Source organism: Synechococcus sp. CCAP 1479/9 (genome assembly GCF_019038535.1).
Classification (GTDB): Bacteria; Cyanobacteriota; Cyanobacteriia; order PCC-6307; family Cyanobiaceae; genus Cyanobium.
Map to the genome: position 1 here is coordinate 78,463 of NZ_JAFKRK010000005.1, position 26,037 is coordinate 104,499.

The 26,037-nt window shown below is 73.0% G+C and carries 28 protein-coding genes, 2 tRNA genes and 1 other RNA gene; 11 read left to right on the forward strand and 20 right to left on the reverse strand.

Going from position 1 to position 26,037, the window contains the following annotated elements; genetic code table 11:
- Positions 1-5 precede the first annotated feature (5 nt).
- Genes KUG38_RS01945 through KUG38_RS01960 form a run of 4 tightly spaced genes read right to left on the reverse strand, consistent with a single transcriptional unit; the run spans position 6 to position 1,431 of the window.
- Positions 6-491, reverse strand: a complete 486-nt coding sequence (locus KUG38_RS01945; protein WP_216918807.1) for a hypothetical protein — start codon at positions 489-491, stop codon at positions 6-8.
- Positions 488-664 (reverse strand): hypothetical protein, encoded by a 177-nt coding sequence (locus KUG38_RS01950; protein WP_216918808.1) that lies wholly within the window; start codon positions 662-664, stop codon positions 488-490. The genes KUG38_RS01945 and KUG38_RS01950 overlap by 4 nt, the downstream gene beginning before the upstream one ends.
- A gap of 26 nt (positions 665-690) precedes the next feature.
- On the reverse strand, positions 691-921 hold the full coding sequence (locus KUG38_RS01955) for a hypothetical protein (RefSeq protein ID WP_216918809.1): 231 nt from the start codon (positions 919-921) through the stop codon (positions 691-693).
- Positions 922-930: 9 nt separating this feature from the next.
- Entirely contained in the window at positions 931-1,431 is a 501-nt protein-coding gene (locus KUG38_RS01960; RefSeq protein ID WP_216918810.1) for a hypothetical protein, read from the reverse strand.
- A gap of 182 nt (positions 1,432-1,613) precedes the next feature.
- Here KUG38_RS01960 and KUG38_RS01965 point away from each other — a divergent pair, with 182 nt between their 5' ends.
- A complete protein-coding gene (locus KUG38_RS01965) occupies positions 1,614-2,855 on the forward strand; it encodes a ComEC/Rec2 family competence protein (RefSeq protein WP_502988675.1) in 1,242 nt (413 codons plus the stop codon).
- A 37-nt stretch (positions 2,856-2,892) separates the two neighbouring features.
- Positions 2,893-2,977 (forward strand) — tRNA-Ser (locus KUG38_RS01970).
- A 46-nt stretch (positions 2,978-3,023) separates the two neighbouring features.
- Here the strand turns inward: KUG38_RS01970 and KUG38_RS01975 are convergent.
- Complete coding sequence (locus tag KUG38_RS01975) at positions 3,024-3,266, reverse strand: DUF8674 family protein (protein ID WP_015108989.1); 243 nt, start codon at positions 3,264-3,266, stop codon at positions 3,024-3,026.
- Between the two features lie 107 nt (positions 3,267-3,373).
- Here KUG38_RS01975 and KUG38_RS01980 point away from each other — a divergent pair, with 107 nt between their 5' ends.
- Positions 3,374-4,567 (forward strand): glycosyltransferase, encoded by a 1,194-nt coding sequence (locus KUG38_RS01980; RefSeq protein WP_216918811.1) that lies wholly within the window; start codon positions 3,374-3,376, stop codon positions 4,565-4,567.
- Positions 4,568-4,632: 65 nt separating this feature from the next.
- Positions 4,633-5,349 (forward strand): undecaprenyl-phosphate galactose phosphotransferase family protein, encoded by a 717-nt coding sequence (locus tag KUG38_RS01985; protein ID WP_094587346.1) that lies wholly within the window; start codon positions 4,633-4,635, stop codon positions 5,347-5,349.
- Positions 5,350-5,364: 15 nt separating this feature from the next.
- Here KUG38_RS01985 and cbiB read toward each other — a convergent pair whose 3' ends face one another.
- The 6 genes from cbiB to KUG38_RS02015 form a co-directional block, all read right to left on the reverse strand.
- Complete coding sequence (cbiB, locus tag KUG38_RS01990) at positions 5,365-6,387, reverse strand: adenosylcobinamide-phosphate synthase CbiB (RefSeq protein WP_286195534.1); 1,023 nt, start codon at positions 6,385-6,387, stop codon at positions 5,365-5,367.
- Entirely contained in the window at positions 6,384-7,478 is a 1,095-nt protein-coding gene (locus KUG38_RS01995) for a hypothetical protein (RefSeq protein ID WP_216918812.1), read from the reverse strand. The genes cbiB and KUG38_RS01995 overlap by 4 nt, the downstream gene beginning before the upstream one ends.
- 10 nt (positions 7,479-7,488) lie before the next feature.
- Positions 7,489-8,484: a ketol-acid reductoisomerase gene (ilvC, locus tag KUG38_RS02000; protein ID WP_094587344.1), complete on the reverse strand. Its 996-nt coding sequence runs from the start codon at positions 8,482-8,484 to the stop codon at positions 7,489-7,491.
- A 53-nt stretch (positions 8,485-8,537) separates the two neighbouring features.
- Complete coding sequence (locus tag KUG38_RS02005) at positions 8,538-9,149, reverse strand: ATP-dependent Clp protease proteolytic subunit (protein WP_094587343.1); 612 nt, start codon at positions 9,147-9,149, stop codon at positions 8,538-8,540.
- A 117-nt stretch (positions 9,150-9,266) separates the two neighbouring features.
- Positions 9,267-9,938, reverse strand: a complete 672-nt coding sequence (locus KUG38_RS02010; RefSeq protein WP_216918813.1) for an ATP-dependent Clp protease proteolytic subunit — start codon at positions 9,936-9,938, stop codon at positions 9,267-9,269.
- 31 nt (positions 9,939-9,969) lie between these two features.
- A complete protein-coding gene (locus tag KUG38_RS02015) occupies positions 9,970-11,133 on the reverse strand; it encodes a PIN/TRAM domain-containing protein (RefSeq protein ID WP_216918814.1) in 1,164 nt (387 codons plus the stop codon).
- 93 nt (positions 11,134-11,226) lie between these two features.
- Between KUG38_RS02015 and hemW the strand changes: the two genes are divergently transcribed.
- On the forward strand, positions 11,227-12,474 hold the full coding sequence (gene hemW, locus KUG38_RS02020) for a radical SAM family heme chaperone HemW (RefSeq protein ID WP_216918815.1): 1,248 nt from the start codon (positions 11,227-11,229) through the stop codon (positions 12,472-12,474).
- On the opposite strand, the gene panB is transcribed toward hemW, so the two are convergent.
- On the reverse strand, positions 12,386-13,228 hold the full coding sequence (gene panB / locus KUG38_RS02025; protein WP_216918903.1) for a 3-methyl-2-oxobutanoate hydroxymethyltransferase: 843 nt from the start codon (positions 13,226-13,228) through the stop codon (positions 12,386-12,388). The two genes, hemW and panB, sit on opposite strands and share 89 nt — an antisense overlap.
- Positions 13,229-13,273: 45 nt before the next feature.
- Here panB and ffs point away from each other — a divergent pair.
- Positions 13,274-13,370, forward strand: an RNA gene (gene ffs, locus KUG38_RS02030) — signal recognition particle sRNA small type.
- Between the two features lie 79 nt (positions 13,371-13,449).
- On the opposite strand, the gene ftsZ is transcribed toward ffs, so the two are convergent.
- The 5 genes from ftsZ to miaB all read right to left on the reverse strand — a co-directional run bounded on the left by ftsZ (position 13,450) and on the right by miaB (position 18,627).
- Positions 13,450-14,538 carry a cell division protein FtsZ gene (ftsZ, locus tag KUG38_RS02035; protein WP_216918816.1) on the reverse strand — a complete coding sequence of 363 codons (1,089 nt, stop codon included), beginning with the start codon at positions 14,536-14,538 and terminating at the stop codon, positions 13,450-13,452.
- A 228-nt stretch (positions 14,539-14,766) separates the two neighbouring features.
- On the reverse strand, positions 14,767-15,630 hold the full coding sequence (locus KUG38_RS02040) for a cell division protein FtsQ/DivIB (RefSeq protein WP_286195535.1): 864 nt from the start codon (positions 15,628-15,630) through the stop codon (positions 14,767-14,769).
- Positions 15,631-15,677: 47 nt separating this feature from the next.
- Positions 15,678-16,088 (reverse strand): hypothetical protein, encoded by a 411-nt coding sequence (locus KUG38_RS02045; protein WP_216918818.1) that lies wholly within the window; start codon positions 16,086-16,088, stop codon positions 15,678-15,680.
- A complete protein-coding gene (locus KUG38_RS02050; RefSeq protein WP_216918819.1) occupies positions 16,085-17,191 on the reverse strand; it encodes a D-alanine--D-alanine ligase family protein in 1,107 nt (368 codons plus the stop codon). Before KUG38_RS02050 ends, KUG38_RS02045 begins: the two co-directional genes overlap by 4 nt.
- A gap of 26 nt (positions 17,192-17,217) precedes the next feature.
- Positions 17,218-18,627 carry a tRNA (N6-isopentenyl adenosine(37)-C2)-methylthiotransferase MiaB gene (gene miaB, locus KUG38_RS02055; RefSeq protein ID WP_216918820.1) on the reverse strand — a complete coding sequence of 470 codons (1,410 nt, stop codon included), beginning with the start codon at positions 18,625-18,627 and terminating at the stop codon, positions 17,218-17,220.
- Positions 18,628-18,706: 79 nt separating this feature from the next.
- Here miaB and KUG38_RS02060 point away from each other — a divergent pair, with 79 nt between their 5' ends.
- Together KUG38_RS02060 and KUG38_RS02065 are read left to right on the forward strand one after the other, a co-directional pair.
- Positions 18,707-19,786 (forward strand): dipeptide epimerase, encoded by a 1,080-nt coding sequence (locus KUG38_RS02060; RefSeq protein WP_216918821.1) that lies wholly within the window; start codon positions 18,707-18,709, stop codon positions 19,784-19,786.
- Positions 19,773-20,864 (forward strand): DUF1611 domain-containing protein, encoded by a 1,092-nt coding sequence (locus tag KUG38_RS02065; RefSeq protein WP_216918822.1) that lies wholly within the window; start codon positions 19,773-19,775, stop codon positions 20,862-20,864. Before KUG38_RS02060 ends, KUG38_RS02065 begins: the two co-directional genes overlap by 14 nt.
- A gap of 2 nt (positions 20,865-20,866) precedes the next feature.
- Here the strand turns inward: KUG38_RS02065 and KUG38_RS02070 are convergent.
- Positions 20,867-20,939: transfer RNA gene (locus KUG38_RS02070), tRNA-His, on the reverse strand.
- On the opposite strand from KUG38_RS02070, the gene KUG38_RS02075 reads away from it, so the two are divergent.
- Genes KUG38_RS02075 through KUG38_RS02085 form a run of 3 tightly spaced genes read left to right on the forward strand, consistent with a single transcriptional unit; the run spans position 20,926 to position 24,144 of the window.
- Complete coding sequence (locus tag KUG38_RS02075) at positions 20,926-21,420, forward strand: DUF4359 domain-containing protein (protein ID WP_286195536.1); 495 nt, start codon at positions 20,926-20,928, stop codon at positions 21,418-21,420. The two genes, KUG38_RS02070 and KUG38_RS02075, sit on opposite strands and share 14 nt — an antisense overlap.
- A gap of 56 nt (positions 21,421-21,476) precedes the next feature.
- Positions 21,477-22,751: an amidohydrolase family protein gene (locus KUG38_RS02080; protein WP_216918823.1), complete on the forward strand. Its 1,275-nt coding sequence runs from the start codon at positions 21,477-21,479 to the stop codon at positions 22,749-22,751.
- Positions 22,744-24,144, forward strand: a complete 1,401-nt coding sequence (locus KUG38_RS02085; protein ID WP_216918824.1) for an FAD-binding oxidoreductase — start codon at positions 22,744-22,746, stop codon at positions 24,142-24,144. The genes KUG38_RS02080 and KUG38_RS02085 overlap by 8 nt, the downstream gene beginning before the upstream one ends.
- A gap of 19 nt (positions 24,145-24,163) precedes the next feature.
- Here the strand turns inward: KUG38_RS02085 and KUG38_RS02090 are convergent, their stop codons facing one another.
- The gene (locus tag KUG38_RS02090) at positions 24,164-24,712 is read right to left on the reverse strand and encodes a pentapeptide repeat-containing protein (RefSeq protein ID WP_216918825.1); all 549 of its coding nucleotides are present in this window, start codon (positions 24,710-24,712) and stop codon (positions 24,164-24,166) included.
- Positions 24,709-26,025: a bifunctional folylpolyglutamate synthase/dihydrofolate synthase gene (locus KUG38_RS02095; protein WP_216918826.1), complete on the reverse strand. Its 1,317-nt coding sequence runs from the start codon at positions 26,023-26,025 to the stop codon at positions 24,709-24,711. Before KUG38_RS02095 ends, KUG38_RS02090 begins: the two co-directional genes overlap by 4 nt.
- Positions 26,026-26,037 lie beyond the last annotated feature (12 nt).

Consider the following 26,037-nt stretch of genomic DNA (forward strand, 5'->3'; position numbering starts at 1 on the left):
CCGGCTCAGCGGGGCGCCCCCGGCCCGTGGTGGAGCAGGTGGGCCTCGATCAGCAGCGCAACCAGCTGCGACGGGCTGATGCCATCGGTGGCGGCCAGGGCATGGATCGCCGCGTGGCCATCGTCGGGGAGCTTCACCCGCAGGATGCGGTCCGTGCCGCTCACCTCCCAGCCGCGGCCGGTGGTGCCAGGGTCCAGGCCGCCAGCCAGGCGCTCCAGGCCATCGGCAGAACGGCAGATCGTCCACAGGGTCGTTCGGCTGCTGGAGAAGGCCGCCAGGCGGCTGGCCTGCTCGATCGCCAGCGGCGCCAGGGCCAGCAGCCGCTCCATTCGCAGCCGGGCGGTGCCGGGCCACTGGGCGCCGTAGACGATGGCCCACAGCCTGCGCTCATCGGCCGGCTTCGGTTCGTAGGTGCGCCAGTTGTCCGCCTTGAACTCGCCGTAGCTGCGGGCCAGGCGGTCGAGGAAGGCGCCGTCGCTGGTTCTGGTCACGGCTGCAGCACTTCCTCGCGGGGCCGCCACCAGTGGCGCCCGGTTGGCTCTGCAGCGATGGCGGCCCGCTGCCAGGCTTCGGCGGTGGCCAGGCGATCGGTGCGACCCACCACCCGGGGCTCAGGGTCGCCGGGGCCTTGGCTGAACAGATCGAAAATCGTGGTGATGCGCACTCACAGCGGGTGCAGGTGCTGAACGTTCAGTCCTGGGTTCCGCCGCTCGCAAGAGGTTCCCAGAAGCCTTCGTCGCAGCTGGCGCACCACCAGGCCGGCTGACCTGGCCCCACCAGACAGCCACCGAGCTTCACCTTTTCGATGAGGGCCAGGGCCGCTGTTTCGGGGCCTGGGAAGCCGCGCACGATCGGGATGCCGTGGTTCCCGCAGCGGGGGCAGGGTGGCCCTGGGGGCGGGGCGTCGGTGGTGGTGGTCATGGGTGGGCCTCAGAACTGGGTGGCGCCAGGTGCGGTGGAGTCCTCGATGCCAGTGGTCTGCTCCCGCAGGGTTTCGGCCTGGGTGCAGTAGGGCTCCAGGCGCCCGGTGAAGCCGGCATCACGGCGGGCCATGTTCTCGTCGCAACGGTCCTTCAGCTGGTGCCATTCGACCTTCACGGCGGAGAGGCTGCGGCCCTCGGCCTCGGCACCGAGGATTTCGGCCTGACGGCAGGCGGGCATCAGCGCAGCCTCGCCGCCCCCCAGGCTGGCCCGGTCTTTCTCACAGGCGGTGCGGGCCGCCTGCAGGCGCTGGGCCTGGGCGGCAACCTGGGCGGCGGCCTGGGCTTTGTCGTTGGCCTCCAGCTGGGCGGGGGTGGGGGGGGCAGGGGCCGAGGCGGGAGGTTGTGCCGGCGGGGTCGCCGCCCTGAAAGCCCTGCCAGCGACATAGAGGCCCAGGCCCACGGCAGCAGCTGCGGCGACCGGCAAGACGGGGGGAAGGCGGTGGTTCATGGCGTGGTGGTGGTGGGGGCAGGGTGGCGCCGGATGCGGTGGGCCGCCACGGAAAGCGGCGACGGCGGCGGCGCAGGGATGCGAAACGGGCGTCGGGCGGGCATGGCGGGGCGGACGCTGGTGCGGGGTGCCGTTGGAGCAGTGGCACACCGCCACCTACTTCGGTGGTGCGTGCGGTGCTGATGGGGGCCATCGCCCTGGTGCTGCTGGAGAGCGGCCGCCGCGGCAGGCCCCTGGGGATCCTGGGCCTCAGCCTGGCGGGGATGCTGCTGCTGCGGCCGGCCTGGCTGCACGACGTGGGCTTCCAGCTGAGTGCCGCCGCCACCGCCGGCCTGGTGCTGACGGCGCGGCCCCTGGAGCAGGCCCTGGCCCGGCGGCTGCCCGGTGGCCCCCCCGGGGCGGCGGGCTGGTGGCGGAGCTGGCTGGCCCCGGCCCTGGCGGTGCCGGTGGCGGCCAGCCTCTGGACCCTGCCCCTGCAACTGCTCCACTTCGGCGTGGTGCCCCTCTACGCCGTGCCGGCCAACCTGCTGGCCGGCCCCCTGCTCACACCGCTCACCCTCGGGGCGATGGCCCTGGCGGCCGTGGCCGTGCTGCTGCCGCCCCTGCTGGGGCCGCTGCTGGTGCCCCTGGGCTGGCTGGCCCAGCTGCTGCTGCAGCTTGCCCACGGGGTCGCCGGCCTGCCCATGGCCCAGTGGCAGAGCGGCCGGCCCCTGCCCCTGCTGGTGCTCCTGTTCAGCGTGGCCCTGCTGGCCCTGGTGCTGCCGGGGACGGGCCGGCGCCTTCGAGGCCTGGCGGCGGGCCTGGGCGTCGGGGTGCTGGCGGCCCATCTGGTGCTGCTGGGCGGCGACCAGCTGCTGCTGGTCCACCAGGGGGAGGGTGGTCCCCCCCGCGACCTGCTGCTGGCCCGGCACCAGGGCCGCGCCGCCCTGGTCAGCACCCGCGCCGACGGCTTCAGCTGCCGCCAGGCCGGCCAGCTGGCCCAGGCCCTCGGGGTGGTCCGCTTCGACTGGACCCTGCTGCTGGATCCGGTGGCCGGAGCCGATCCGGCCTGCTGGAGCCGCCAGGCCGGACGGGTGCTGGACTACGGCGGCGGGGCCGCCCCGTTGGCCGCGGGCCAGCGGCTGGCGAGCCGGGGGCTGGCGGTGGAGGCCCTGGCCATGGACAGCCACGCCCTGCGCCTGCAGCTGGGCCGCCACCGCTGGCTGCTGCTGCCCGACCGCCAGGCGCTCGCCACCTGGCGGCTGGACCGTCCGGCCGGCGGCGAGGGGGTGTGGCTGGGGGTCCGGCCCCGGCCTGCCGAGCAGCGGGCCCTGCTGGAGCGCGGGCCGCCGCAGGTGTGGCTCAGTGGTGCCGTGCCGGCCGGCGCCCCCCTGCCGCGGGGCTGGCGGGCCAGTGGGGCCAGCGGAGCGCTGACCGCTCCGTAAAGTGTGCCGATCCCCGACGCCATGGCGCCAGGGGTGTGGAGAGGTGGCTGAGTGGTCGAAAGCGAACGACTCGAAATCGTTTGAAGGGCAACCTTCCGTGGGTTCGAATCCCACCCTCTCCGTTTCTGCAGGCCTGGCCTCCGCGCCGTCAGGCCTGGCCTGCGCGCGTCAGGAATGGAACAGCAGCACCAGGCCGGATTTCACCTGGTGAAACTCCCTCTCCTCCCGGCTGAGGTCGAGTCCCACCTGCAGGCCCTCCTTGAGCGCCACATCGAAGGGCGGCGCCGGCGGTGGCTTGCCGTCACACCAGAGCGCCGCGATTCCCACGGAGGTGGCATGCCAGCGGAAGCAGGGGGTTGTCCCGATGGAAGGCTCCTGCAGGGCGTCTTCGAGAAGCTCGCGGATCGCCATCGTGTCCCGGCTCTCGCCATCCCAGTCGTCGCCTTAGCTTCGGCAGAGACCCCGGCCAGGGCAATCGGCTGAGAGTTTTCGTGATACTGGCGCCTACGGTGCCTGCCATGGAGGCCTTCCCCAGCCCAGTCGCCCTGGTGCACGAGTGGTTCACCCCCCGGTCGGTGGGTGGCGCCGAGCAGGTGGTGGAGGAGCTCGACCGGCTCCTGGCCGGCCGGGGAACCCCCCCGGCCCTGTTCGCCCTGGTGGACGGCGAGAGTTCCCGGCCCGGCAGCTGGCTGAGCGGCCGCCGGGTCCGCACCAGCTTCATCCAGCGGCTCCCCTGGGGGGTGAGCCACGTGCAGCAGTACCTGCCGCTGCTGCCCCTGGCGATCGAGCAGCTCGACCTCTCCGGCCATCCCCTGGTGATCAGCAGCAGCCACCTGGTGGCCAAGGGGGTGATCACCGGTCCGGACCAGTTGCACGTCAGCTACGTGCACACCCCGGCCCGCTACGCCTGGGACCAGATGCACACCTATCTGGCCCGCTCCACCCTGGCCCGCGGGCCACTGGGCCCCGTGGTGCGGCTGCAGCTGCACCAGCTGCGCCAGTGGGACGTGGTCAGCAGCGCCCGGGTGGATGCCCTGGTGGCCAACTCCCGTTTCACCGCCCGCCGTATCCGCTGTTTCTGGCGTCGTCGCGCCCACGTGCTGCCGCCCCCCGTGGCGGTGGAGCGCTTCCGCTGGGATCAACCCCGGGACGACGTCTACGTCAGCCTCTGCCGGCTGGTGCCCAACAAGCGTGTGGATGTGGTGGTTGAGGCCTTCAACCGCACCGGTCTGCCCCTGGTGGTGCTGGGCGACGGTCCCGAGCGGCGGCGGCTGGAGGCGATGGCGGGCCCGGCCATCCGTTTCCTCGGCCGCCTGCCGGACCGGGAGACCGCCGCCTGGCTGGAGCGGGCGCGAGCCTACGTGTACGCCGGCCTGGAGGATTTCGGCATCGCGCCGGTGGAGGCGATGGCCGCCGGCGCCCCGGTGATCGCCTTCGGACAGGGTGGGGTGCTCGACAGCGTGCGCTGCCTCAGGGACGGCGAAGCGGCCCCCACCGGTCTGCTGTTCCCGGAGCAGAACGCCGCCAGCCTTGCGGCGGCCCTGGAGCACTTCGAGGCGGGCCGGCTGTGGCGGTCCCTGCCGGCGGAGGGGCAGCGGCTTCGGGCGGAGAGCTTTGCCCCCCCGGTCTTCCGGCGCCGCATGGAAACGTTGCTCGACCAGCTCTGGCAGCAGCACCGTCGCCGCCTCCGCCGTCCTGTGCCTCTGATCTGAGTGGCCCTGCGGGATGGAGTTCCGTACGGGCTGATCCTTAACTTCATCTAACGAACCCGTCCCCCATGCTCTCTTCCATCGGGACCCCCTACGCCTCTCACCAGCTTGTGACGGCTCCGGCGCAGGTGCTCACCGCGGAAGAGCTGATCGCCTTTCAGTCCAAGCGCGACCGCGTCGTCAAGCGCGCCGGTGACATCCTTTTTTCGCTCACCGTGCTCACCCTCGGGTCGCCCGTGCTGCTGACCCTGGCCCTGCTGGTGAAGGTCACCTCCCGCGGTCCCGTGTTCTACGTGCAGCAGCGGGTGGGCCGCGATTACCGCAGTTTCGGTTGCATCAAGTTCCGCACCATGCGCCGGGATGCCGATCGGCTTCTTTCCAAGCTGCTCGCCGAATCCCCGGATCTGGATGAGGAGTTCCGCAACGATTTCAAGCTCAAGAACGACCCCCGCATCACCCGCCTGGGCAAGTTCCTGCGCCGCTCCAGCCTCGATGAACTGCCCCAGTTCCTCAACGTGCTCCGCGGTGAGATGAGCGTGGTGGGCCCCCGTCCGATCGTGAAGAGCGAGCTGGAGCGCTACGGCAACCGCATGGACGAGGTGCTGGCGGTGCGGCCCGGCCTGACCGGCCTGTGGCAGGTGTCCGGCCGCAACAACCTCAGCTACCCCGAGCGGGTCCGGCTGGATGTCCGCTACGCCCGCCGCCGCACCCTGCTGATGGATCTGCGCATCATCCTGCGCACGATCGGCGTGATGCTCGACCCCCGCGACCGCGGCGCCTACTGAGGCCTCCGCCTGGTCTCAGCCGGGCGCCCATCCGGCACCGACCAGGGCCAGGGCCGGCAGGGCCACCAGCAGCCACAGCAGTTCCAGCCGATCACCCAGGGCCAGGATCCGCTCCACTCCGGCCCGATCGGGTGGGCGGCCCGCAGCGGCCAGGGTGGGCTTGATGCGCACCCCATCGGCGTAGGTGTTGGCCCCCCCCAGTCGCACGCCGGCGGCGTGGGCGAAGGCCGCCTCCGAGACACCGGCATTGGGGGAGGGGTCGGGGGCCCCATCCCGCAGAGCCGCCCGCAGCCAGGGAACCGTCTGCCCGGGCCGGCCCGCCGCCAGGGGCAGGCTCAGGGCCACCAGCCGGGTGGGGAGCCAGGTGAGCAGGTCGTCGAGGCGGGCACCGGCGGTGCCCAGCCAGCGCAGGCGCCCGTGGCGGTAGCCCAGCATCGAGTCCAGGGTGCTGGCGGCCTTGAAGCCCCAGGCCAGGGCGAGGGGGCCCGGCAGGTGGACGGAAGGCAGGGCCGGCCCCAGCTGCAGCAGGGCCGCCCCGGCCAGCATCCAGAACAGCGGGGCGAACAGCCCGTCGACGGCGTTTTCGGCGGCGGTCTCGGCGGCGGCCCGCAGGATCTCCGCTTCCGACAGGTGGCTCACCTGGCGGCCCACGATCCGGGCGAGGCGGGCCCGGGCCAGGGGCAGGTCGGGCAGCGCCACCAGCACGGCCCGCACGGCCCGCCCCAGGCTGCCGCCCGCCAGGGCGCTGGCCAGGCCCAGCACCAGCAGGGGCAGCCCCACCGGGGGGAAACTCCGGGCAAGGGCCTCGAGGCCCCAGCCCGCCAGGCCGCTGGCGCCGACCACCAGCAGGGTGAGCAGCAGCCCGCCCAGCCGCAAGCGCCGGGGGGCGTCGCCGGCCCAGGCCTCCACGGCCCGGCGCAGGCCGGTGATGGCCCAGCCCATCGCCTGGACGGGGTGCGGCGACCAGAGGGGGTCCCCCAGCAGCCGGTCGAGCCCGCAGGCGAGCAGCACAAGCAGGGCCGGCAGGGCCGGGTTCAATGCCGGCGACGCTGAAGCAGGGGCAGCAGCACACCCGCCCCCAGGAAGGCCGCCAGCTGAATCGGCAGGCTGCCGCCCAGGCCGATCAACTGGGCGACCAGCCCCATCCCCAGACTGCCGGCCAGGCCCCCCAGGGCCGAGGAGCGCTCCAGGAGGCTCCAGTTCTGCTGCAGGTCGCCGGCCGGATCGACGCCGTGGGCCAGGCGCGCATCCGCCACGGCGGCCAGCAGGCCGAAGGGCACGAACAGCAGCACGGACCCCCAGCCGCCCACGAACTGGGTCGCCACCAGCACGGCGGCCATCAGCAGGTAGGGCAGGCGCGGTGGCAGCCGCAGGCCCCAGGCTTCGGCGCCGGTCCGGCCCAGGCCGTAGGCCGTCAGCAGCAGGCCGAAATCGAAGCAGCTGCCCGCCGCCTGCTCGCGCACCCACAGGGGCAGCAGGGCGAACAGGCCGCCGAGCAGCAGTCCCTGCAGCACCCCGCCCGGTTCCAGGCGCCAGGGGGCCGGCTCCTCTGCTGCGGTGGTCGCTGCTGCGGTCGCCGCCGTCAACGCTGCTGCCGCATCACTCTCGCGGTGCTCCTCCCGGTGGCCGCCGGCCCGCAGGGCCCCGACCAGCGGCGCCAGGGGCAGCAGCAGCACCAGGGCGCTGCCGAACTGGAGCAGGGCCTTGCCGATGGGGAACAGCAGGGCCGTGAGCAGGTTGCCCGCCAGGCGGCCCGCTTCGGCGCCGGCCCGCAGCTCGCCGATCGGCACCCCCCAGCGGCCATGGAGCTGGCGCTGCAGCGGGTCCTGGGCCAGACGCAGACCCACCGCCAGCAGGGCGATGCCCAGCAGGGGGGCGATCACGGAGCGGCCCAGCAGGCCTGCCGCCACCGCCAGCAGCAGCAGCAGGCTGAGCACCTGGAGCAGGGAGCCGAGCCGGATCCGCTGGGGCAGGGGCAGCAGCAGGGGCAGGGTGGCCAGGGCCGGCAGCACCCCGTTGACCAGCGGGGACGGGGTGAGGCCGCTGAGCAGCCAGGCGGTGGCGCCGATGGCGAGGGTGCCGCTGGCCTGGCTGCTGCTCCAGGCGATCGTCAGCAGGCGCCGCTGCATGGGCTGGGGATCAGGCGGCCTTGAGCCAGCTGAACATGGAGCGCAGACCCTTGCCCACCTGCTCGATGGGATGGGCGGCATCGCGCTCGCGGGCCTTGGCCATCTCGGGCTTGCCCGCCTCGCACTCGGCCACGAAGTTGCGGGCGAAGGTGCCGTCCTGGATGTCGGCCAGGATGCGCCGCATCTCCGCCTTGGTGTCGGCGGTGATCAGCCGGGGCCCGCTGACGTAGTCGCCGTACTCGGCGGTGTTGGAGATCGAGTCGCGCATGGCGGTGAGGCCGCCCTTGACCATCAGGTCGACGATCAGCTTCACCTCGTGCAGGCACTCGAAGTAGGCCAGCTCGGGCTGGTAGCCCGCTTCCACCAGGGTCTCGAAACCGGCCTTCACCAGTTCACTCAGACCGCCGCAGAGGACGGCCTGCTCTCCGAAGAGGTCGGTTTCGGTCTCCTCCTTGAAGTTGGTTTCGAGGATGCCGGCGCGGGTGCCGCCGATGCCCTTGGCGTAGGCCATGGCCAGCTCGCGGGCATGGCCGGAGGCGTCCTGCTGGATGGCGAACAGGGCGGGCACGCCCTGGCCGTTCTGATACTCCCAGCGCACGGTGTGGCCGGGGCCCTTGGGCGCGATCATCACCACGTCCACATCGGCGGGGGGCTGGATCAGCCCGAAGCGGATGTTGAAGCCGTGGGCGAAGCTCAGCACCTTGCCGGCGCTGAGGTGGGGCGCGATCTCGGTGGCGTAGACGGCCTTCTGGGCCTCATCCGGCAGCAGCACCATGATCCAGTCGGCCTTGGCGCAGGCGTCGGCCACGCTCAGCACCTCGAGGCCGTCGGCGCGGGCCTTGGCGGCCGAGCGGCTGCCGTCGTACAGGCCCACCACCACGTTGACACCGCTGTCCTTGAGGTTCAGGGCGTGGGCATGGCCCTGGGAGCCGTAGCCGATGATGGCCACCGTCTTGCCGTTCAGCAGGCTGAGGTCGGCGTCGGAGTCGTAGAAGAGCTGGGCCATTCCGGGCGGCGGGCAGGGCAAACGCAGACTTTAGGTGTGCGTCCGCACCGGCCTCAGCCGCCGGAGGCCTCCGAGGGGTGGGCGATCACCCGGTCGATCAGGCCGTACTCCTTGGCTTCGGCGGCGCTGAGGAAGTAGTCGCGGTCGGTGTCCTTGGTGACCTTCTCCAGGGACTGGCCGCACATCCCGGCGAGGGACTGGTTGAGCATGTCCTTGATGCGCAGGATCTCCCGGGCCTCGATCTCGATGTCGCTGGCCTGGCGCTGGCTGGTGCCGCCCAGGGGCTGGTGGATCATGATCCGGCTGTGGGGCAGGGCCAGCCGCTTGCCCTTGGTGCCGGCCGCCAGCAGGAAGGCGCCCATGGAGGCCGCCAGTCCGACGCAGATCGTCACCACGTCGGATTTGACGTACTGCATGGTGTCGTAGATCGCCAGGCCGGCGGTCACCGACCCGCCCGGCGAGTTGATGTACAGGTAGATCGGCTTGGAGCTGTCATCGGAGTCGAGGTACAGCATCTGGGCCACCAGGCTGTTGGCGATCCCGTCGGTGACCTCCTGGCCCAGGAACAGGATGCGCTCCACCCCGAGGCGGGTGTAGATGTCGACCCAGCGCTCGTACTGGCTGCCGGGGAGGCGGTAGGGAACGCTGGGGGTGCCGATGGGCATGGCTGGAAGGCTCCCGTTCGGAGCCGGAGAGAGGAGGAGGTGGACAGGGACGGCCTGGGGCCGGGTGTTGGCGAGGGTCGGTGAGGGCCATCCGGGGGGATCAGCCCAGCTGGTGCGTCACGCCACCGGGGCGGCCGTCGGCAGGTCTTTGCGGCTGGTGAGCACCCGGTCGATCAGGCCGTAGGCCATGGCCTCTTCCGCCGTGAGGTAGGTCATCCGGTCGGAGTCGCGGGACAGGTCCTCGACGCTCTTGCCGGTGTTCTCGGAGAGGATCTCCAGCATGCTGTGCTTGTTGTGCAGCACTTCCTTCGCCCGGATCTGGATGTCGCTGGCCTGGCCTCGGGCGCCGGAGCGGGGCTGGTGCAGCACGATCGAGGCGTGGGGCAGGGCGGCCCGCTGGCCCTTGGTGCCGGCCGAGAGGATCATGGCGGCGGTGCCCATGGCCTGGCCGATACAGATGGTGTGCACCGGCGGCTTGACGTAGCGGAGGGTGTCGCAGATGGCGAAGGCTTCGGTCTCGAAGCCGATCGCGTCGCCCGAGTACCAGCTGGTGCCGGTGGAGTTGATGTAGAAGAAGATCGGCTTCTCCGGGTTGTCGAACTCCAGGTAGAGCAGCTGGGCGATGATCAGCTCGGTGACGTCGATGCCCATCTGACGCTTGGCGTCGTCGTCGGAGAAGAGGGGCAGCCCCAGATAGACGATCCGCTCCTTGAGCAGCAGGGACGGCAGATCCGGCGGCGGTGTGCGCATCACCGCGGAATCGCCGTAATAGGGGGCCGACACCGTCATCCGCGCTCACAAGCAGTCGTGAGGCAGGAGCCTAGCCGGGGCCAGGAGGCTGGTGCTCCTGCAGGGCGACGGGTTTTCCGCCCTGCTTGTCGAGGCCCCGGCCGTTGCCCCGCTCGCCGGGCCGCTCACCGCTGCGGTCGCAGCGGGCGAAGACCATGCGGCCGGTGGGCGTCTGGAGGGCGCCGGTGACGGTGACGGGCAGCCGCTCGCCGATGCGGCGCCGGGCATCCTCGACCACCACCATGGTGCCGTCCTCCAGGTAGCCGACGCCCTGGTCGGCCTCCTTGCCTTCGCGCACGATCTTGAGCTGCAGGCCATCCCCCGGTTGCACCTCGGGCCGCAGGGCGATGACCAGTTCGCTGAGGTTCAGCACCTTCAGCTCCTGCACCTGGGCCACCTGGGCCAGGTTGAAGTCGGCGGTGAGCAGGGTGCCACCGGTGTCGGCGGTGAGCTTGAGCAGTTTTTCGTCGGCGCCGTTGCCGTTGTAGCGGGTGCTGTTGACCACCAGCCGGCGGCCGTAGTTCTCCCGCAGTTCGGTGAGCAGCTTCAGGCCCCGCCGTCCCTTGGCGCGCTTCTCGCCGTTGGAGGAGTCGGCCAGGGCCTGGAGTTCGTCGATCACGGCCTGGGCGACGATCACCTGGCCCTCCAGCAGCCCGGAGGCCAGCAGACCGCGGATGCGTCCGTCGATGATCACGCTGGTGTCGAGGATCTTGGCGGTCGCGGGCAGCAGCACGCCATCGGCCACCAGCAGGGCCTCGGTGCTGGCCGGGTTGAACAGGCGCAGCAGGGTGCGTCCGTGCACCTCCGCCAGGTTGTAGCCCAGCACCCCGAAGAAGACGTTGCTGAGCACCGCCGCCAGCGGCTTCACCAGCACCACTTCCCAGGGCAGGGGCAGCAGCAGGATCGGCGCCAGCAGCAGGTTCGCCACCAGCAGGCCCAGGATCAGGCCCACCGCCCGGCTGATCAGCAGGTCGGTGGGCATGCTGCGCACCTGGGCCATCAGGCGCCGCCGCAGCTGCTGGAAGAAGATGCCGGCGATCAGCCCGAAGAAGGCGCCAAAGCCCCCCATCACGGTGCGCAGACCCTCCTGGTTGGTCACCTGCAGCAGCAGCTGTTCCGGCAGCAGGTCAACCCCGAGCCAGCCGGTGGCTGCCCCTGAGATCAGGAACAGCAGCAAGATGAGGGTGTCCACCATGCTTCGAAGTCCCGACGCCTCGGCCGCCCGGCAGGTCTTGAAAGCAGCTTGGCCGATCTTCCGCCGTTTGGGTCCCAGGGATTACCGCCCGTGATGGATCCCCGATCCGCCTACGTCCACATTCCCTTCTGCCACCGGCGCTGCTTCTACTGCGATTTCCCGGTGGTGCCCCTGGGGGATCGGGCCGATGGGGCCTCCTCCGGCTCCATCGCCGCCTACCTCCTGCTGCTGCACCGGGAGATCGCCAGCTCCCCGGCCGGCCCGCCCCTGGCGACCGTCTACCTCGGCGGCGGCACCCCCTCGATGCTGACCGGCGCCCAGGTGGCCGGCATCCTGGAGGCCCTCGAGCGTCGCTACGGACTGGCCCCGGGGGCGGAGCTGAGCCTGGAGCTGGATCCGGCCAGCATCGATGAGGCCCGCCTGGCGGACTACCTGGCCGCGGGCATCAACCGGGTCAGTCTGGGGGGCCAGAGCTTCGACGATCGGGTGCTGGCGGAGCTGGGCCGGCGCCACCGGGGGGAGGACCTGCGGGAGGCGGCCGCCTGGCTGCGCCGGGCCCGGCGCCGTGGGGAGCTGGCCAGCTGGAGCCTGGATCTGATCCAGGGGCTACCCCGCCAGGGCCTGGCCCACTGGGACGGCCAGCTGGCCGAGGCCATCGCCCTGGAGCCCCCCCACCTGTCGGTGTACGACCTCAGCATCGAGCCCGGCACCGTCTTCGAGCGGCGCCTGGCCCTGGGGGAGCTCGCCCTGCCGCCGGAGGATCTGGCCGCCGACCTGATGGACCTGACCTGGAGCCGGCTCACCGACGCCGGCTACGGCCACTACGAGGTGTCCAACTACGCCCTGCCCGGCCACGCGTCGCGCCACAACCGCGTCTACTGGAGCGGTGCCGGCTGGTGGGGGTTCGGCATGGGAGCCACCGGCGCCCCCCGCGGACGCCGGCGGGCCCACCCCCGCACCCGTGCCGGCTACGCGGAGATGCTGGCGGCAACCGTGGCGCTGGATGGCGAGGCCGAGGGCGTGGCGGAGGGGCCCGATGGGGCGGAAGGGGAGGGCATGCCCTTCGACGAGCGCCTGATGGTGGGCCTGCGCTGCCGGGAGGGGGTGAATCTGGAGCGCCTCGCCCGCCAGGAGCGCCTGGCCCCCGCGCTCCTCGACGGGCTGCGGCGGCGGCTCGGGGACTACGAGCGGCGCGGCCTGCTGCGCGTCGAGGGGCCCCGCTGGCGCCTGGCGGACCCGGAGGGGCTGGCCCTCAGCAATGGGGTGCTGCGGGAGATGCTGGCCTGGTGGCAGGAACTGGAACGGCCTTCGCCCCAGGCGCACCCGGCCCCTGCTCCCTGACCCAGCGGCCCAGAACCTCCACCGCCAGCGCCCGGCCCTGCATCAGGGGCGGGCTGAAGGGGGGCTGGCGGGTCGTGAGCCCCAGCAGGTCGGCCGTCACCCTCACCTGGCCGTCGCAGCCGTCACCGGCGCCGATGCCGATCACCGGAATCACCAGGGCGGCGCTCAGCTCCGCGGCCAGCTCCGCCGGCACATGCTCGAGCACCAGGGCGAAGCAGCCCGCCTCCTGCAGGGCGCCGGCCTTCCGCCGCAGCCGCTCCTGGCTGATCGGATCGCCGGCCTGGCGCCGGTAGCCCAGCTGATGCACCGACTGGGGGGTCAGCCCCAGGTGGCCCATCACCGGAATCCCGCTGCGCACCATCCGGTCGATCACGGTCAGGGTCTCGGGTTCGGCGCCCTCCAGCTTGACCGCCACGGCGGGGGTCTCCTTCAGCACCCGGCCCGCCGCCGCCACGGCCGCATCGGCGCCGCACTGGTAGCTGAGGAAGGGCAGGTCGCAGATCAGCAGGGGCGGGTCCTGCGGGGCCGCCGCCGCCAGGCCCCGGCCGGCGGCGCGGCAGTGGTGGAGCATCTCCTCCAGGGTCACCGGCAGGGTGGTGGCGTGGCCGAGCACCACCATCGCCAGGGAGTCGCCCACAAGTACCGCATCCACCCCGGCGCCGGCCACCACGGCGGCGGAGAGGGCGTCCCAGGCGGTGAGCACGGTGATCGGCAGGCCCGCCTGCTTGCGCCGTGTCAGATCAGCGGGTCGCAGGGGCACGGCACGAGGGGTCGCAGGGGGCATTGCTAGCATCGACCCGACTCGGACCCACGCGGCTCTGACGCCCAAATCTGGTCAGGACCGGAAGGGAGCAGCCACACGGGATGCTCAGGGCAGGCGTGGACTCCGGGTCACCCTCTTCCAATCACTCTGACGGGCCGCGATCACGGCCCGTAGCGACACCCCCCGGATGAAGCTCCGGATGAGGCCCCGGCTCAGTCGACCCGGTTCTGGCGGTTGATCAGGAACGGCGGGATCATGGCCCCCCGCTCCTCGGGTGTGTGGGTGAGGGTGTCGGCGAAGCTGGTGGCGGGGCGCTCCGGCCGGTAGTGGCCGCCGCTCTGGAAGCCGGTGGCGATCACGGTGACGTGGATCTCCCCCTCCAGGGATTCGTCCACCACCGCGCCCACGATGATGTTGGCGTCGGGATCGACCACGTCGTAGATCACTTCCGAGGCGGTGGTCATGTCCTCCAGGGTCATGTCCTTGCCGCCGCTGATGTTGATGACGCAGCCGTTGGCCCCGTCGATGCGGGCCGACTCCAGCAGCGGGCTGCTCATGGCGGCCTGGGCCGCCTCGATGGCCCGTGAGCGACCGGAGCCCACACCGATGCCCAGCAGGGCGGTGCCGGCGTCGGCCATCACCGAGCGGATGTCGGCGAAGTCGACGTTGACCAGCCCCGGCCTGGTGATGATGTCGGTGATGCCCTTGACGCCCATCCGCAGCACATCGTCGGCGGCGCGGAAGGCCTCCTGGAGCGGCGCGCCGGCGATGGCGTCCCGCAGGCGGTCGTTGGGAATGATGATCAGGGTGTCGACATGCTCGGCCAGGCGGGCAATGCCCTCCTCCGCCTGGCGCAGCCGCTTGCGGCCCTCGAAGCCGAAGGGTTTGGTGACGATGCCCACGGTGAGGGCGCCGCACTCCTTGGCCACCTCGGCCACGATCGGCGCCGCGCCGGTGCCGGTGCCGCCGCCCATGCCGGCGGCGATGAAGACGAGGTCGGCGCCTTCAAGGGACTGCTGCAGGTCGGCCCGGGATTCCTCCGCCGCCTTCTGGCCGATCACCGGGTTGCCGCCGGCCCCGAGGCCCCTGGTGAGCTTCTGGCCCAGCTGGATGCGCTGGCCCGCGGCCGACTGCAGCAGGGCCTGGGCGTCGGTGTTGAGCACCCGGTAGCCCACCCCGTTGAGGTCGGTGGCGATCATCCGGTTGACCGCGTTGCTGCCGCCTCCCCCCACGCCGATGACCTCGATCCGGGCCGACTGGCTCGGGACGATCCCGTTGCTGCTGGGCGAGATCTGGCTCATCGCGTGGGGCTCCTGCGGGGACGAAAGATCGACGTGGTATGGGCGGTCCTGATCGCGCGACATCGCGGGAGGGGGAGTGTGGCCGTTGATCTGCGGCTGCATTATGTCGGTGGCCAGCTCAGCTGAAGTTGCCGATAGATCACATTGGACCGAATCTCAGCAGGGCGCAACGGCCTGTGAGGATTGTCTGGCTGGTCACCGGGCCCCCGACAGGGCTCACCGCAGGCCTCATTGGGTGCCGGCGGGAGCGGGACGGGGCGCCGCGACGGCGGGCCCGGGGCGAGGCGGCGGCGAGGGGCTGGCTGGGGGACCGCTGCCCCCCCTGGTGCCCACGCTCAGCTCCGGCTGCTCCGGATCGGTCAGATCGATCAGCTGGGGCGGGGCCCCCTTCATGGTGGCCGGCAGGGTGCGGCTGAGGTGGGCGACCACCTCCAGCCGCCGGGACAGCCGGGCGTCCGGGGGGCCGAGGCGCACCCGGCCCAGCTGGGTGGTGCTGAGCCAGAGGCTGCCGTCCGGCTCGAAGCGGATCTCCCGCAGGCCGGGCCCCAGCACGTCCCGCTCCTTCAGCACCTGGGCCAGGGCCGACCGGTGGCGGCCGTTCCAGCCGACGACCAGCAGGGAGAGGTCCCCCTGGCTGCGGATGCCCATGTGCTGGCGGATGCTGATCCAGTTGCCGAGACCGTCGACGAAGCCCATCTCCGGGCCGCGGTCGGTGCGCCGCTCCGCCCGGGCCACCGCCTCCCGGTCCTTCAACTCCACCCGCAGCCGCGGCGGCAGCATCAGCCGGCTCACCTTCACCTGCTCCACCGGCAGGGCCCCCATCAGGTCGCTGGCCACCAGGCGGGGTTGCAGGGCCATCAGGGGCTGGGGGAAGCGCAGACCCGCCGCCGCGATCACCTGGTCGCGGCTGACCACGGCGCTGCCGAGCACCTCCACCTGGTTCGGTTCCCGCAGGGTCCAGCCCTGTCGCAGCAGCAGGTAGCCCAGGCCGACGGACATGCCGCTGAAGACCAGGATCCGCCACAGCTGGCGCAGCCGCTCGCTGCGGCGTTGACGGCGCAGTTCCTTGCGGCGCAGCACACCTGGCGGCAACGGCGCTCCAGGCGACGGCGGCGCTCCCTGCGACGAGGGGGCCTGCTTCACAGCTCGCAGCGGGAGCGGGCCATGAGTTCATCCATCCAGGTGCGGGCCCGGCGGGCATCGGCGAAGGGCAGCTCCGCCTGTTGCCCCCCCCCCACCAGCCGCAGCCGGCAGGCCCCCTCGCTCTCCTCGGTCAGGGGGGCCTCCCCGGAGCTGAGGGAGAGCAGCTCGACCATTTCCAGCTGCTTGATGGTGAAGTGTCCGACCGGCTGGAAGCTGCCGGCCACGAACTTGCTCCAGGTCAGCTCCCCGTTGACGAGCCGGGCGGCCCCGCAGCCGTCCAGCTTGGCCAGTTCGGCGCCGGTCGCCCAGTCGCGGAACTGCTGCTGGCGCCGCCGCTCGACCCAGCCGAGGGCCACCAGGAGCACGAAGGCCGCCAGCAGGGGCAGCCACAGCAGGCCATGGATCATGGCGCCGTTCCTTCCATGTTCATCCGAAGCTCCGATCCTCCCGCGCCCAGCACCAATTGGTGCACCAGGTCGGGGAGTGGACATCCACTGGCCTCCCACAGCATGGGGTACATGCTCTGGCTGGTGAAGCCCGGCAGGGTGTTGATCTCGTTCAGCCAGAGGCTGCCGGTGGCCTCGTCGTAGAAGAAGTCGACCCGGGCCAGCCCCCCGGCGTCCACCGCCCGGCAGGCGGCCAGCGCCATCGCCCGGGCCTGCTCGCTCACCGCCTCGCTCACGGCCGCGGGGATGACGGTGTGGCTGTGGCCTTCGCTGTACTTCGTCTCGTAGTCGTACCAGTCGGCGTCGAAGCGGATCTCCCCCAGCACCGAGGCGCTGAAGCCGTCGCCCGGGCCCCCGTGGCGCCGCAGCACGGCGCACTCGAGCTCCCGGGCCTTGACGCCCTGCTCCACCACCAGGCGCCGGTCAAGGCCCGCCGCCAGCTCCAGGCCCTTCAGCAGGCTCGCCCTGTCGCTGGCTTTGCTGATGCCCACCGAGGAGCCCATGTTAGCCGGCTTGACGAAGCAGGGATAGCCGAGCTGGCTCTCCAGCCGATCCAGCAGGGCCTCCGGAGCGCCGGCCAGCTCATGGGCGGCGACGCAGGCGTAGGGCACCTGGGGCAGGCCGGCGGCGGCGAAGGCGGCCTTCATGGCCTGCTTGTCCATGCCCAGCGCCGATCCCAGCACCCCGGAGCCCACGTAGGGCACCCCCATCAGGGTGAACAGTCCCTGGATCGTGCCGTCCTCCCCGTTGGGGCCATGGAGCACCGGGAACCACACCGCGATCTCCAGGGCGCCGTCGGGGAAGCCCCGGAAGCCCCCCGGCTCCGCCGGCCCCGGCAGATCGCCGGGTTCGGCCGGCACGCCCCGCTCGAGCACCGCCGTGGCCACGGCGTCGGGCCACCAGCGGCCGCCGCGATCGATGTAGAAACTGCTGACCCGGTAGCGCTCGGCATTGGCCCCGCTGCGCAGCCCCCGCAGCACGGTCTGGGCCGAGCGGATCGAGACGGCGTGTTCGCCGGAGGCTCCCCCGAACACCAGGCCGACGCGGGTGGGGGTAGGGGCCATCGGCGCAGGAAAGAGGGCCAAACGTATCAGCGAATGCCGCTCCGGCCCAGGGGCCGGCCGCTGAGGCTGAACGGCCGCACCGTCTCGATCTCCACGTCGACCAGGTCCCCGGGGGCGAAGGGGCGGCCATCGCCGGGGTCGGCGGCGAAGAAGGTGAGGCGGTTGGTGCGGGTGCGGCCCATCAGCTGACCCGGATCGCGGGGGTTGACCCCCTCGGCCAGCACCTGCTCCCGCCGCCCCAGGTAGCGGGCGCTGCGCTCCGCGGCCACCCTCTCCACCAGGACGTTGAGCTCCTGGAGCCGTTCCACCTTCACGGCCTCCGGCAGCTGGTCGGGCCAGTCGGCCGCCGGGGTGCCGGGCCGCGGCGAGTAGGCGGCGGTGTTGACCTGGTCGAAGCCGATCGATTCGATCAGCGCCAGGGTGCGGCGGAACTGGGCGTCGGTTTCGCCGGGGAAGGCCACGATCACGTCGGCGCTGATGGCCGCATCGGGGAGGCGCCGGCGGATGCGCTCGATGATCCGCCGGTAGCGCTCCACGGTGTAGCCCCGGGCCATGGCCCGCAGCACGTCGTCGTCACCGCTCTGGAAGGGGATGTGGAAGTGCTCGCACACCTTGGGCAGGTCGGCGCAGGCGTCGATCAGCCGGTCGGTGAAGTAGCGGGGGTGGCTGGTGGCGAAGCGGATGCGCTCGAGGCCCCGCACGTCGTGCACCGCCCGCAGCAGGTCGGTGAGGGTGTGGGCCCGCCGGCCCTCGGCGGTGATGCCGGGCAGGTCGCGGCCGTAGGCGTCGATGTTCTGGCCCAGCAGGGTCACCTCCCGGTAGCCCTGGGCCGCCAGTCCCTCCATCTCCAGGCGGATCGCCTCGGGCAGGCGTGATTGCTCCCGGCCGCGCACGGAGGGCACCACGCAGTAGGTGCAGTGCTCGTTGCAGCCGTAGATGACGTTCACCCAGGCGCAGACGGCGCTGTCCCGCCGCGCGGTGGTGATGTCCTCGAGGATGTGGTGCTCGTCGGTGGCCACCACCTGCTGGCCGCTCTCCACCCGGGTGAGCAGGGCCTCGAGCCGGTTGGCGTGCTGGGGACCCATCACCAGATCCAGCTCCGGCACCCGCCGCAGCAGGGACTCCCCCTCCTGCTGGGCCACGCAGCCGGCCACCACCAGGGTGAGGCCGGGGTTGGCCCGTTTGCGCTGGGCCTGCCGCCCCAGGTAGCTGTAGACCTTCTGCTCGGCGTTGTCCCGGATCGTGCAGGTGTTGTAGAGCACCAGATCGGCGCTGTGCTCGTCGCTGCCGGGGATGTAGCCCATGGCTTCGAGGATGCCGGCCATGCGCTCGGAATCCGCCTTGTTCATCTGGCAGCCGAAGGTGGTGATCCAGTAGCTGCCGCGCCGTGCCGACGGCGCCTGCTCGGCCTGCGGGCCGGAAACGGTGGCTGTCATGGGATCCAGTTTCCGCTATCGCCCTGCCGGCGTCAGTGCGGCGGCTGTGGCAGCGTGAACCTCCCGGCCCCTTTCTGGCATGCGCTGCCGCCTGAGCCGCTTTCCCCTCACCAAGGCGGTGCCCCTGGCCATCAGCCGGGGCACCACCGCCGCCGTCGAGCACCTGCTGCTGGAACTCGAGCACGACGGCATCACCGGCCGCGGCGAGACCGGCGGCTTCGACACCGGCCACAGGGCTTACCGCACCGATGACCTGGCCGGCGAGCTGGAGGCCGTCCTGCCGGCCCTCGAGAGCGTCGCCCCCGAGCCGTTCCAGGCCCTGGACCCGCTGCTGGAGACGCTGTCGCCCCCGGCCCGCTGCGCCGTCGATCTGGCCCTGCACGACTGGTGGGGGCAGCGGCTGGGCCAGCCCCTGTGGCGGCTCTGGGGCCTCGATGACGGCGCGATCGTCCCCACCAGCGTGACCCTGGGCCTGGGCAGCGAGGCGGCGGTGCTGGAGCGGCTGGAGCGCTGGTGGCAGCAGCTGCCCGCCAGCCGCATCAAGCTCAAGCTCGGCAGTCCCGAGGGCCTCGACCACGACCGGGCCCTGGTGCGGGCGGTGGCCCAGGCGCTGGAGCGGCGCCAGCAGAGCCATGGGGTGACCTGCGAGCTGCAGGTGGATGCCAACGGCGGCTGGAGCCTGGAGCAGGCCCGGCCGATGCTGGGCTGGCTCGACGCCCAGGGCGTGGCGCTGGTGGAGCAGCCCCTGGCCCCCCTGGAGGATCCGGAGGCCGACTGCGCCGCCTTCGCCGCCCTGGAGCTGGATTGCCCCATCGCCCTGGTGGCCGACGAGAGCTGCTGGAACCTGGCCGACCTGGTGCGCCTCGCGCCCTACGTCGATGGGGTGAACATCAAGCTGCTCAAGAGCGGCGGGCTGGCGGAGGCCCTGCTGATGGCCAGGGCCGCGGGGCGCCTGGGCCTCGGGGTGATGCTCGGTTGCTACTCCGACAGCGCCCTGCTCAACGGGGCCGCTGCCCAGCTGCTGCCCCTGGTGCGCTGGCCGGACCTCGACAGCCACCTGAACCTGGTGGACGACCCCTTCAGCGGCCCCGCCCTGGAGGGGGACCGGCTGCGGCCTGGGACGGCCCCCGGCCTGGGGGTGCTCCATGCTCGGCTCTGACGTCCCGATCGTGCTGCTGCAGCACGGGGGCCTGGACAACCTCAGCGGCAAGACGGGCCTGGCGATGCTGCGCTACCGCCAGGGCCCGATCGTGGCGGTGGTGGATCCGGACCACCCGGGGGCCGACCTGCGAGCGGTCACCGGGATCGGGCGGGCCGTGCCGGTGGTGGGGTCCCTGGCGGAGGCCCTTCCCTTCGCTCCGGAGGTGGCGGTGGTGGGGCTGGCCCCCTCCGGCGGCCGGCTGCCGCCGGCCATGGGCCCCGACGTGGCGGCCGCCCTGGAGGCGGGGCTGTCGCTGGCCAGCGGTCTGCACAGCCGCCTCGGGGACGATCCGTCGCTGGCGGCCCTGGTGCGGCCGGGGCGCTGGATCTGGGACCTGCGCCGGGAGCCCCCCGACCTGAGCGTCGGCTGCGGCCGTGCCGCGGCGCTGCCGGGCCGCCGGTTGCTGGCGGTGGGCACCGACATGTCGGTGGGCAAGATGAGCGCCTGCCTGGAGCTGCTGGCCGCCGCCCGGCGCCGTGGCCGCGATGCCCGTTTTGTCGGCACCGGCCAGGCCGGCATCCTGATCAGCGGCGGGGGGGTGGCCCTCGATGCCGTGCGGATCGATTACGCGGCCGGCGCCGTGGAGGCCGCGGTGCTGGCCGCCGCCGCGGACGCCGGCCCGGACACCCTGGTGCTGGTCGAGGGGCAGGGCTCCCTCTGCCACCCGGGCTCGAGCGCCACCCTGCCCCTGATCCGCGGCAGCCAGCCCACCGATCTGTTGCTGGTGCATCGCGCCGGTCAGCGCACGATCCAGCGGCTGGCGGATTGCCCCCTCCCCCCCCTGTCCCAGGTGATCGCCGCCGTCGAGGCGCTGGCGGCCCTGGGCCGGCCGGCGGGATCGGCTCCGCCCCCCAGGGTGGCCGCCATCGCCCTGAACACCGCCCACCTCGACGCGGCCTCGGCGGCGGCGGCGCTGGCGGCCACGGCCAGCGAAACGGGGCTGCCCTGTCTCGATCCGGTGCGGCAGGGCGGCGAGGCCCTGCTGGAGCTGCTGCTCAGCCAAGAAAGAAGCCCGACGCCGAAGCGCCGGGCCTAAAGGGCGAGCGAGGGGACTCGAACCCCCGAATGGTGGCGCCACAAGCCACTGCCTTAACCACTTGGCGACGCCCGCCGCGGTCTTTGCCAATGTATCAAGCGAGCCTGCCGGCCCCCACCTCTTGCCACCGCCGACCACCGCCACCCGCACCGTCTCCGGCCTCCTGGGCCTCACCGCCGCCGCGGGGGGGCTGATCGGCCTTGCCGTCACCAATCCCGGCCCGGCGGCCTTCGAGGAATTCGCCGCCGAGAAGCTCACCGAACTGGCCAGCGAGGAGCTGTGCCGCAACGAGGGGCTGCCGCTGCTGGCCCGGTTGCTGATCCAGAACTGTCCGGAGCTGGTGCGATCCCAGCGCAAGGTGCTGGGTCGCCTGGCCCGGGAGAACTCACGCCGTTACAACTTCGGCCTGCTGAGCATCTACGGCACCCGCCTGGGCGGCGAGAAGGTGCTGCCCAACTGGAGCATTCCCCGTTACGACGCCGTCACCCTGGGGGTGGCCGGCCATTTCGTGCTGCTCAGCGCCGGCGAGAGCGCGCCGGGGAGCCCGATGCCGTGAGCGGGGTGCCCCCCCCGCCTGGCCATCGGCCCCTTCCGCCCGGCCACTTGCCACCGATGCGGATCCCCAGGCTCCTGCTCGACCCCCGTTGCCCCCTCCCGGCCGCGGACGACCAGGGTCTTGTGACGGTGCAGCTGGAGCATGGCGATGGACGGATCCGGGCCATCCACGGGCTGGCCCCTGGCTGCGGCGGCGATGGGGAGGGCGGTGCGCCGGCGCCCCTGGCGCTGACGCCGCTGGTGGAGCCCCACGCCCACCTCGACAAGGCCTTCAGCGGCGAGGCGTTCCCCAATCCCGAGGGCACGATGACGGGCGCCATGGCGGCGAACGGCCGGGAGGCGGCCGACCGCCAGGCGGAGGCGGTGCGCCGGCGGGGGGAGCGGGCCCTGGAGCGGGCCTGGCGCTACGGCCTGCGGGCGATCCGCAGCCACATCGACAGCCTCGGCCCCTGGGCCACTCCGAGCTGGGAGGTGCTGCTGGAGCTGCGTGATCGCTGGCGCGGCCAGGTGGAGCTGCAGCTGGTGGCCCTGGTGCCGGTGGGCCACTGGCGCACGGCCGAGGGGGAGGCGTTCGCCGCCTGGGTCGCCGCCCGCGGCGGCCTGCTGGGGGGGGTGCTCGGCGCCCCCTTCCGCTCCACCCCGGCCGACCGCGCCGGCCTGCTGGCCCTGCTGCGGCTGGCGGAGCGCCTCGGCTGCGGGGTGGATCTGCACGTCGATGAGAGCGCTGAGGAGCATGGCCGGGGCGTGGCCCTGGTGAGCGACCTGCTGCTGCACCACCGCATCAACGTGCCCCTCACCTGCAGCCACGCCAGCAGCATGGGCCTGCTGGCCGACCGCCCCTGCCGCCGCCTGGCGGAGGCGATGGCGGACGCGGCGGTGGGGGTGGTGGCCCTGCCCACCACCAATCTCTGGCTGCTGGGCAAACACCAGCGCCGCACCCCGTCCCTGCGGCCCCAGGCCCCGATCCGCCAGCTGCAGGAGGCCGGGGTGACCGTGGCGGTGGGCGCCGACAATGTCCAGGATCCCTGGTTTCCGGGGGGGGATTTCGATCCCATCGCCCTGCTGCGTTTCAGCCTGGCCGCCAGCCACCTGATGCCCTGGCGCCGCCTCGGGCTGAGCCCCTTCAGCACCGCGGCGGCCCACCTGCTGGGCCTGGAGTGGGACGGGGTTCTGCGGGAGGGCGCCCCGGCCGATCTCCTCGTGCTGGGGGCCACCTCCTGGACCGAGCTGCTGGCCCGTCTCCCCCGGCGGCGGGTGCTGCGGGCCGGCCGCTGGCTGGAGCCGCCCCCCTGCGAGGAACCCTCCCCATCCCTGGCCGCCTGCCATGCCTGACACCACCTTCCCGGGACCGCTCCCCGCCCTGGCCGATGCGGAACGGATCCGGGCCCTGGCGGCCGAACTGGGTGCCAGCCCGGTGGGCCTGACGCCGATCCTCGCCCCTGCGGAGCTGGGCCGGCTCTCGGCCGACTTCCACGACTATTCCCCCGTGCTGGAGCCGCTGCTCAAGGGCCGCCGGGCCCAGCTGGCGGTGAAGGTGGAGCGGCTGGAGCAGGTGATGGCGGTGGCCGGGGCCTGTGCCCGCCACCGGGTGCCCCTGACCGTGCGGGGCGCCGGCACCGGCAACTACGGCCAGTGCGTGCCCCTGGCCGGAGGCCTGGTGCTCGACATGGGGGGCCTCAACCGGCTGCGGTCGGTGGACCCGGCCAGCGGCGTGATCGAGGCGGAGTCCGGCTGCATCCTGGCCCATCTGGATGGCCAGCTCCTGCCCCATGGCCGGGCCCTGCGGATGGCGCCCAGCACCTACCGCAGCGCCACCCTCGGGGGCTTCATCGCCGGCGGATCGGGCGGCCTGGGGTCCCTGCGCTGGGGCTTCCTGCGCGACCCGGGCCACCTGCTGGGGCTGGAGGTGGTGACGCTGGAGGCCGAGCCGCGGCTGCTGCGGCTCGACGCCGCCGCCAGTGCGCCTCTCAACCACGCCTACGGCACCAACGGGATCATCACCGCCCTGCGGATGGCCACCACCGAATCGGTGGCCTGGGAGCAGCTGGTGGTGGGGTTCGACCGCTGGGAGGAGGCCCTGGAGGCGTCCCGGCTTCTGCCCACCACCGCCCTGCTGCTCAACGCCCTCTGCCTGCTGGAGGCCCCGGTGGCGGCGGCCATGCCCTGGCCCGCCGGCTGCCCCGCCGCCGGTTCCGGCGAGCACCGGCTGCTGCTGCACGCCGCCCCCGACAGCCTGGAGCCCCTGCCTGGCTGGCTGGCGGCCCGGGGCGGCCGGATCCTCTGGCAGGGCCGCCGGCCCGAGCCGGGGCGGGGGCGGGGCCTGCCCCTGGGGGAGCTCACCTGGAACCACACCACCCTGCACTGGCGGGCCCAGGCGCCGGACTGGACCTACCTCCAGCTGCTGCTGCCCCGGCCGGAGGCGCCCCTGCTGGAGGCCGTGCGCGAGCGCTGGGGCACCAACGTGCTCTGGCACCTGGAGGGCGTGCGCCACATGGGGGCGCCCCGGCTGACGGCCCTGCCCCTGGTGCGCTGGCAGGGGCCCGAGGCCCTGGCCGAACTCGTCGCCCAGTGCCGCGCGCTGGGGGCAGTGCCCTTCGATCCCCACGTGATCACCGTCGAGGATGGCGGGCTCGGGGTGGTGGATGCCGATCAGGTGGCGGCCAAGGCCGCCAACGATCCGGCCGGACTGATGAACCCCGGCAAACTGCGCGGCTGGACGGGCTAGGGGCGCCTCGGCGGCGGCCTCAGGTGCAGTCCAGGCTCAGGCGGGTGTCGGCGCCGGTCACCGGGTTGGTGCCCCGGGCCTCCCGGCAGAGGTTGCGTTGGTCCACCCGGTCGAGTAGGGCATCGGTGAAGTCCGCATCGGTGACCGTGGCGCCGGTGAAGTTGCTGCCGGAGGCGATGGCTCCGCGCAGCACCGCGCCGGTGAGGTCGGTGCCGCTCATGTCCACCTTGTCCATCAGGGCGTCGCTGAGATCGGCGCCGTGGAAATCGGCCTCGGGAAAGGCGGCCTGGGTGAGGATCGCCCCGTGCAGATCCGCGTCCCTGAAGCGGGCCTGGCGGGCCGTGGCCCCGGCGAAGGAGCTGCCGGCCAGCTGCTGGCCGCTGAAGTCCTTGCCGCTCTGGTTGGTGAGGGTGTAGTCGACCCGGTCCTGGAAGTCGGCCAGGGCGCCGGAGGGGGCCAGCAGCAGCAGACCCAGCAGCAGGACCAGCAGCGGGCCGGCCAGCCGCAGGCCCCCCCGACGGGGGCTGCCCGCGGGCCGGGGGGCATCGGATCCGATGGCCGTCGTCATGGACCGTGGCTGCCGGGGATCCCTCCAGGCTGGCCCGCCCCGGGGACTTCGTCAGCCTCAAGGGCATCGAACAGGGGCAGCACGGCCCCCAGCAGGAACAGGGAACCGGCCACCACCGGCAGCGGCCCGCCTGGCAGCAGGCTGTCCAGTCCCGCGGCCAGGCTGGCGGCCGGCTCCAGCTGATCGGCCTTCCCCGGACAGGCGGCGGCCAGCTCCTCCAGGGTCCAGCTGGCGTGCTCCGGCACCGCCACCACCGCCGCCCGATCACCGGGGCGCAGCAGCTGCTCCAGCATCACCGCCCCCTCCTTGTGGCGCTGGATGCCCAGCAGCCAGCGGCGCGGCCGGGCCCCCTCCATGCCCTCGTCGAGCCGGTCGAGTTCGCGGCGCAGGGTCGCCGCCGCCGGGGGATTGTGGGCCCCGTCGATCAGCAGCTCGCGTCCCCGCCAGCGGTGCCGCTCCAGCCGCCCGGGCCAGCGGGCCGCTTCCAGGCCGGCACGGATCGTCGCCGCGTCCAGGGGCGTGCCGGCCAGTGGACCGCCCGGGGCGGTCAGGGCCCGGGCCATGGCCACCGCTACGGCGCCGTTGTGGCGCTGCAGGTCCCCCGCCAGGCCCAGGCGGGGCCCGCCGTCGGCCACGGCGGGCAGGGGGTCGAGCCATTGCAGGCTGGCGCCGCGGCGGCGGGCCTCCGCCTCCAGCACCCGGCGGGCCTCGGGTTCCTGGGCGCAGCTGAAGGCCAGGCAGCCCGGTCCCATCACGGCGGCCTTCTCGGCGGCGATGGCGGCCAGGGTGTCGCCCAGGTGTTCGCGGTGGTCGAGGCCGATGGCCCCGAAGCCGATCACCGGCCGGTGGGGGTGGACGGTGGTGGCATCCAGCCGTCCCCCCAGGCCCACCTCCAGCACCGCCAGATCCACCCGCTCGCGGGCGAAGTGATCGAAGGCCGCGGCCGTGATCAGCTCGAAGGGGGTGAGCCGGTGCTGGCGGGCCAGGGGCTGCCAGCGAGCCAGGTCGTCCCGCAGGGTGGTGGGCGTGATCCAGGCGTCATCCACCTGGATGCGCTCGCACCAGCTCACCAGGTGGGGGGAGCGGTAGGTGCCCACGTGCACGCCGGCGGCCCGCAGGATCGCGTGCAGGACGGTGCAGATCGAGCCCTTGCCGTTGGTGCCGGCCACCTGGGCGGCGGCGAAGCGCCTCTCCGGGTGGCCCCCCTCGGCCAGGGCGCCGGCCAGCCGCTCCAGGCCCAGGTCGACCCCGCGGCGGGCGAAGGGTTCGAGCAGGTCGCCCAGGTCGACCGGTGGGGGCAGCGGGGATGGCACGGACAGGGACGG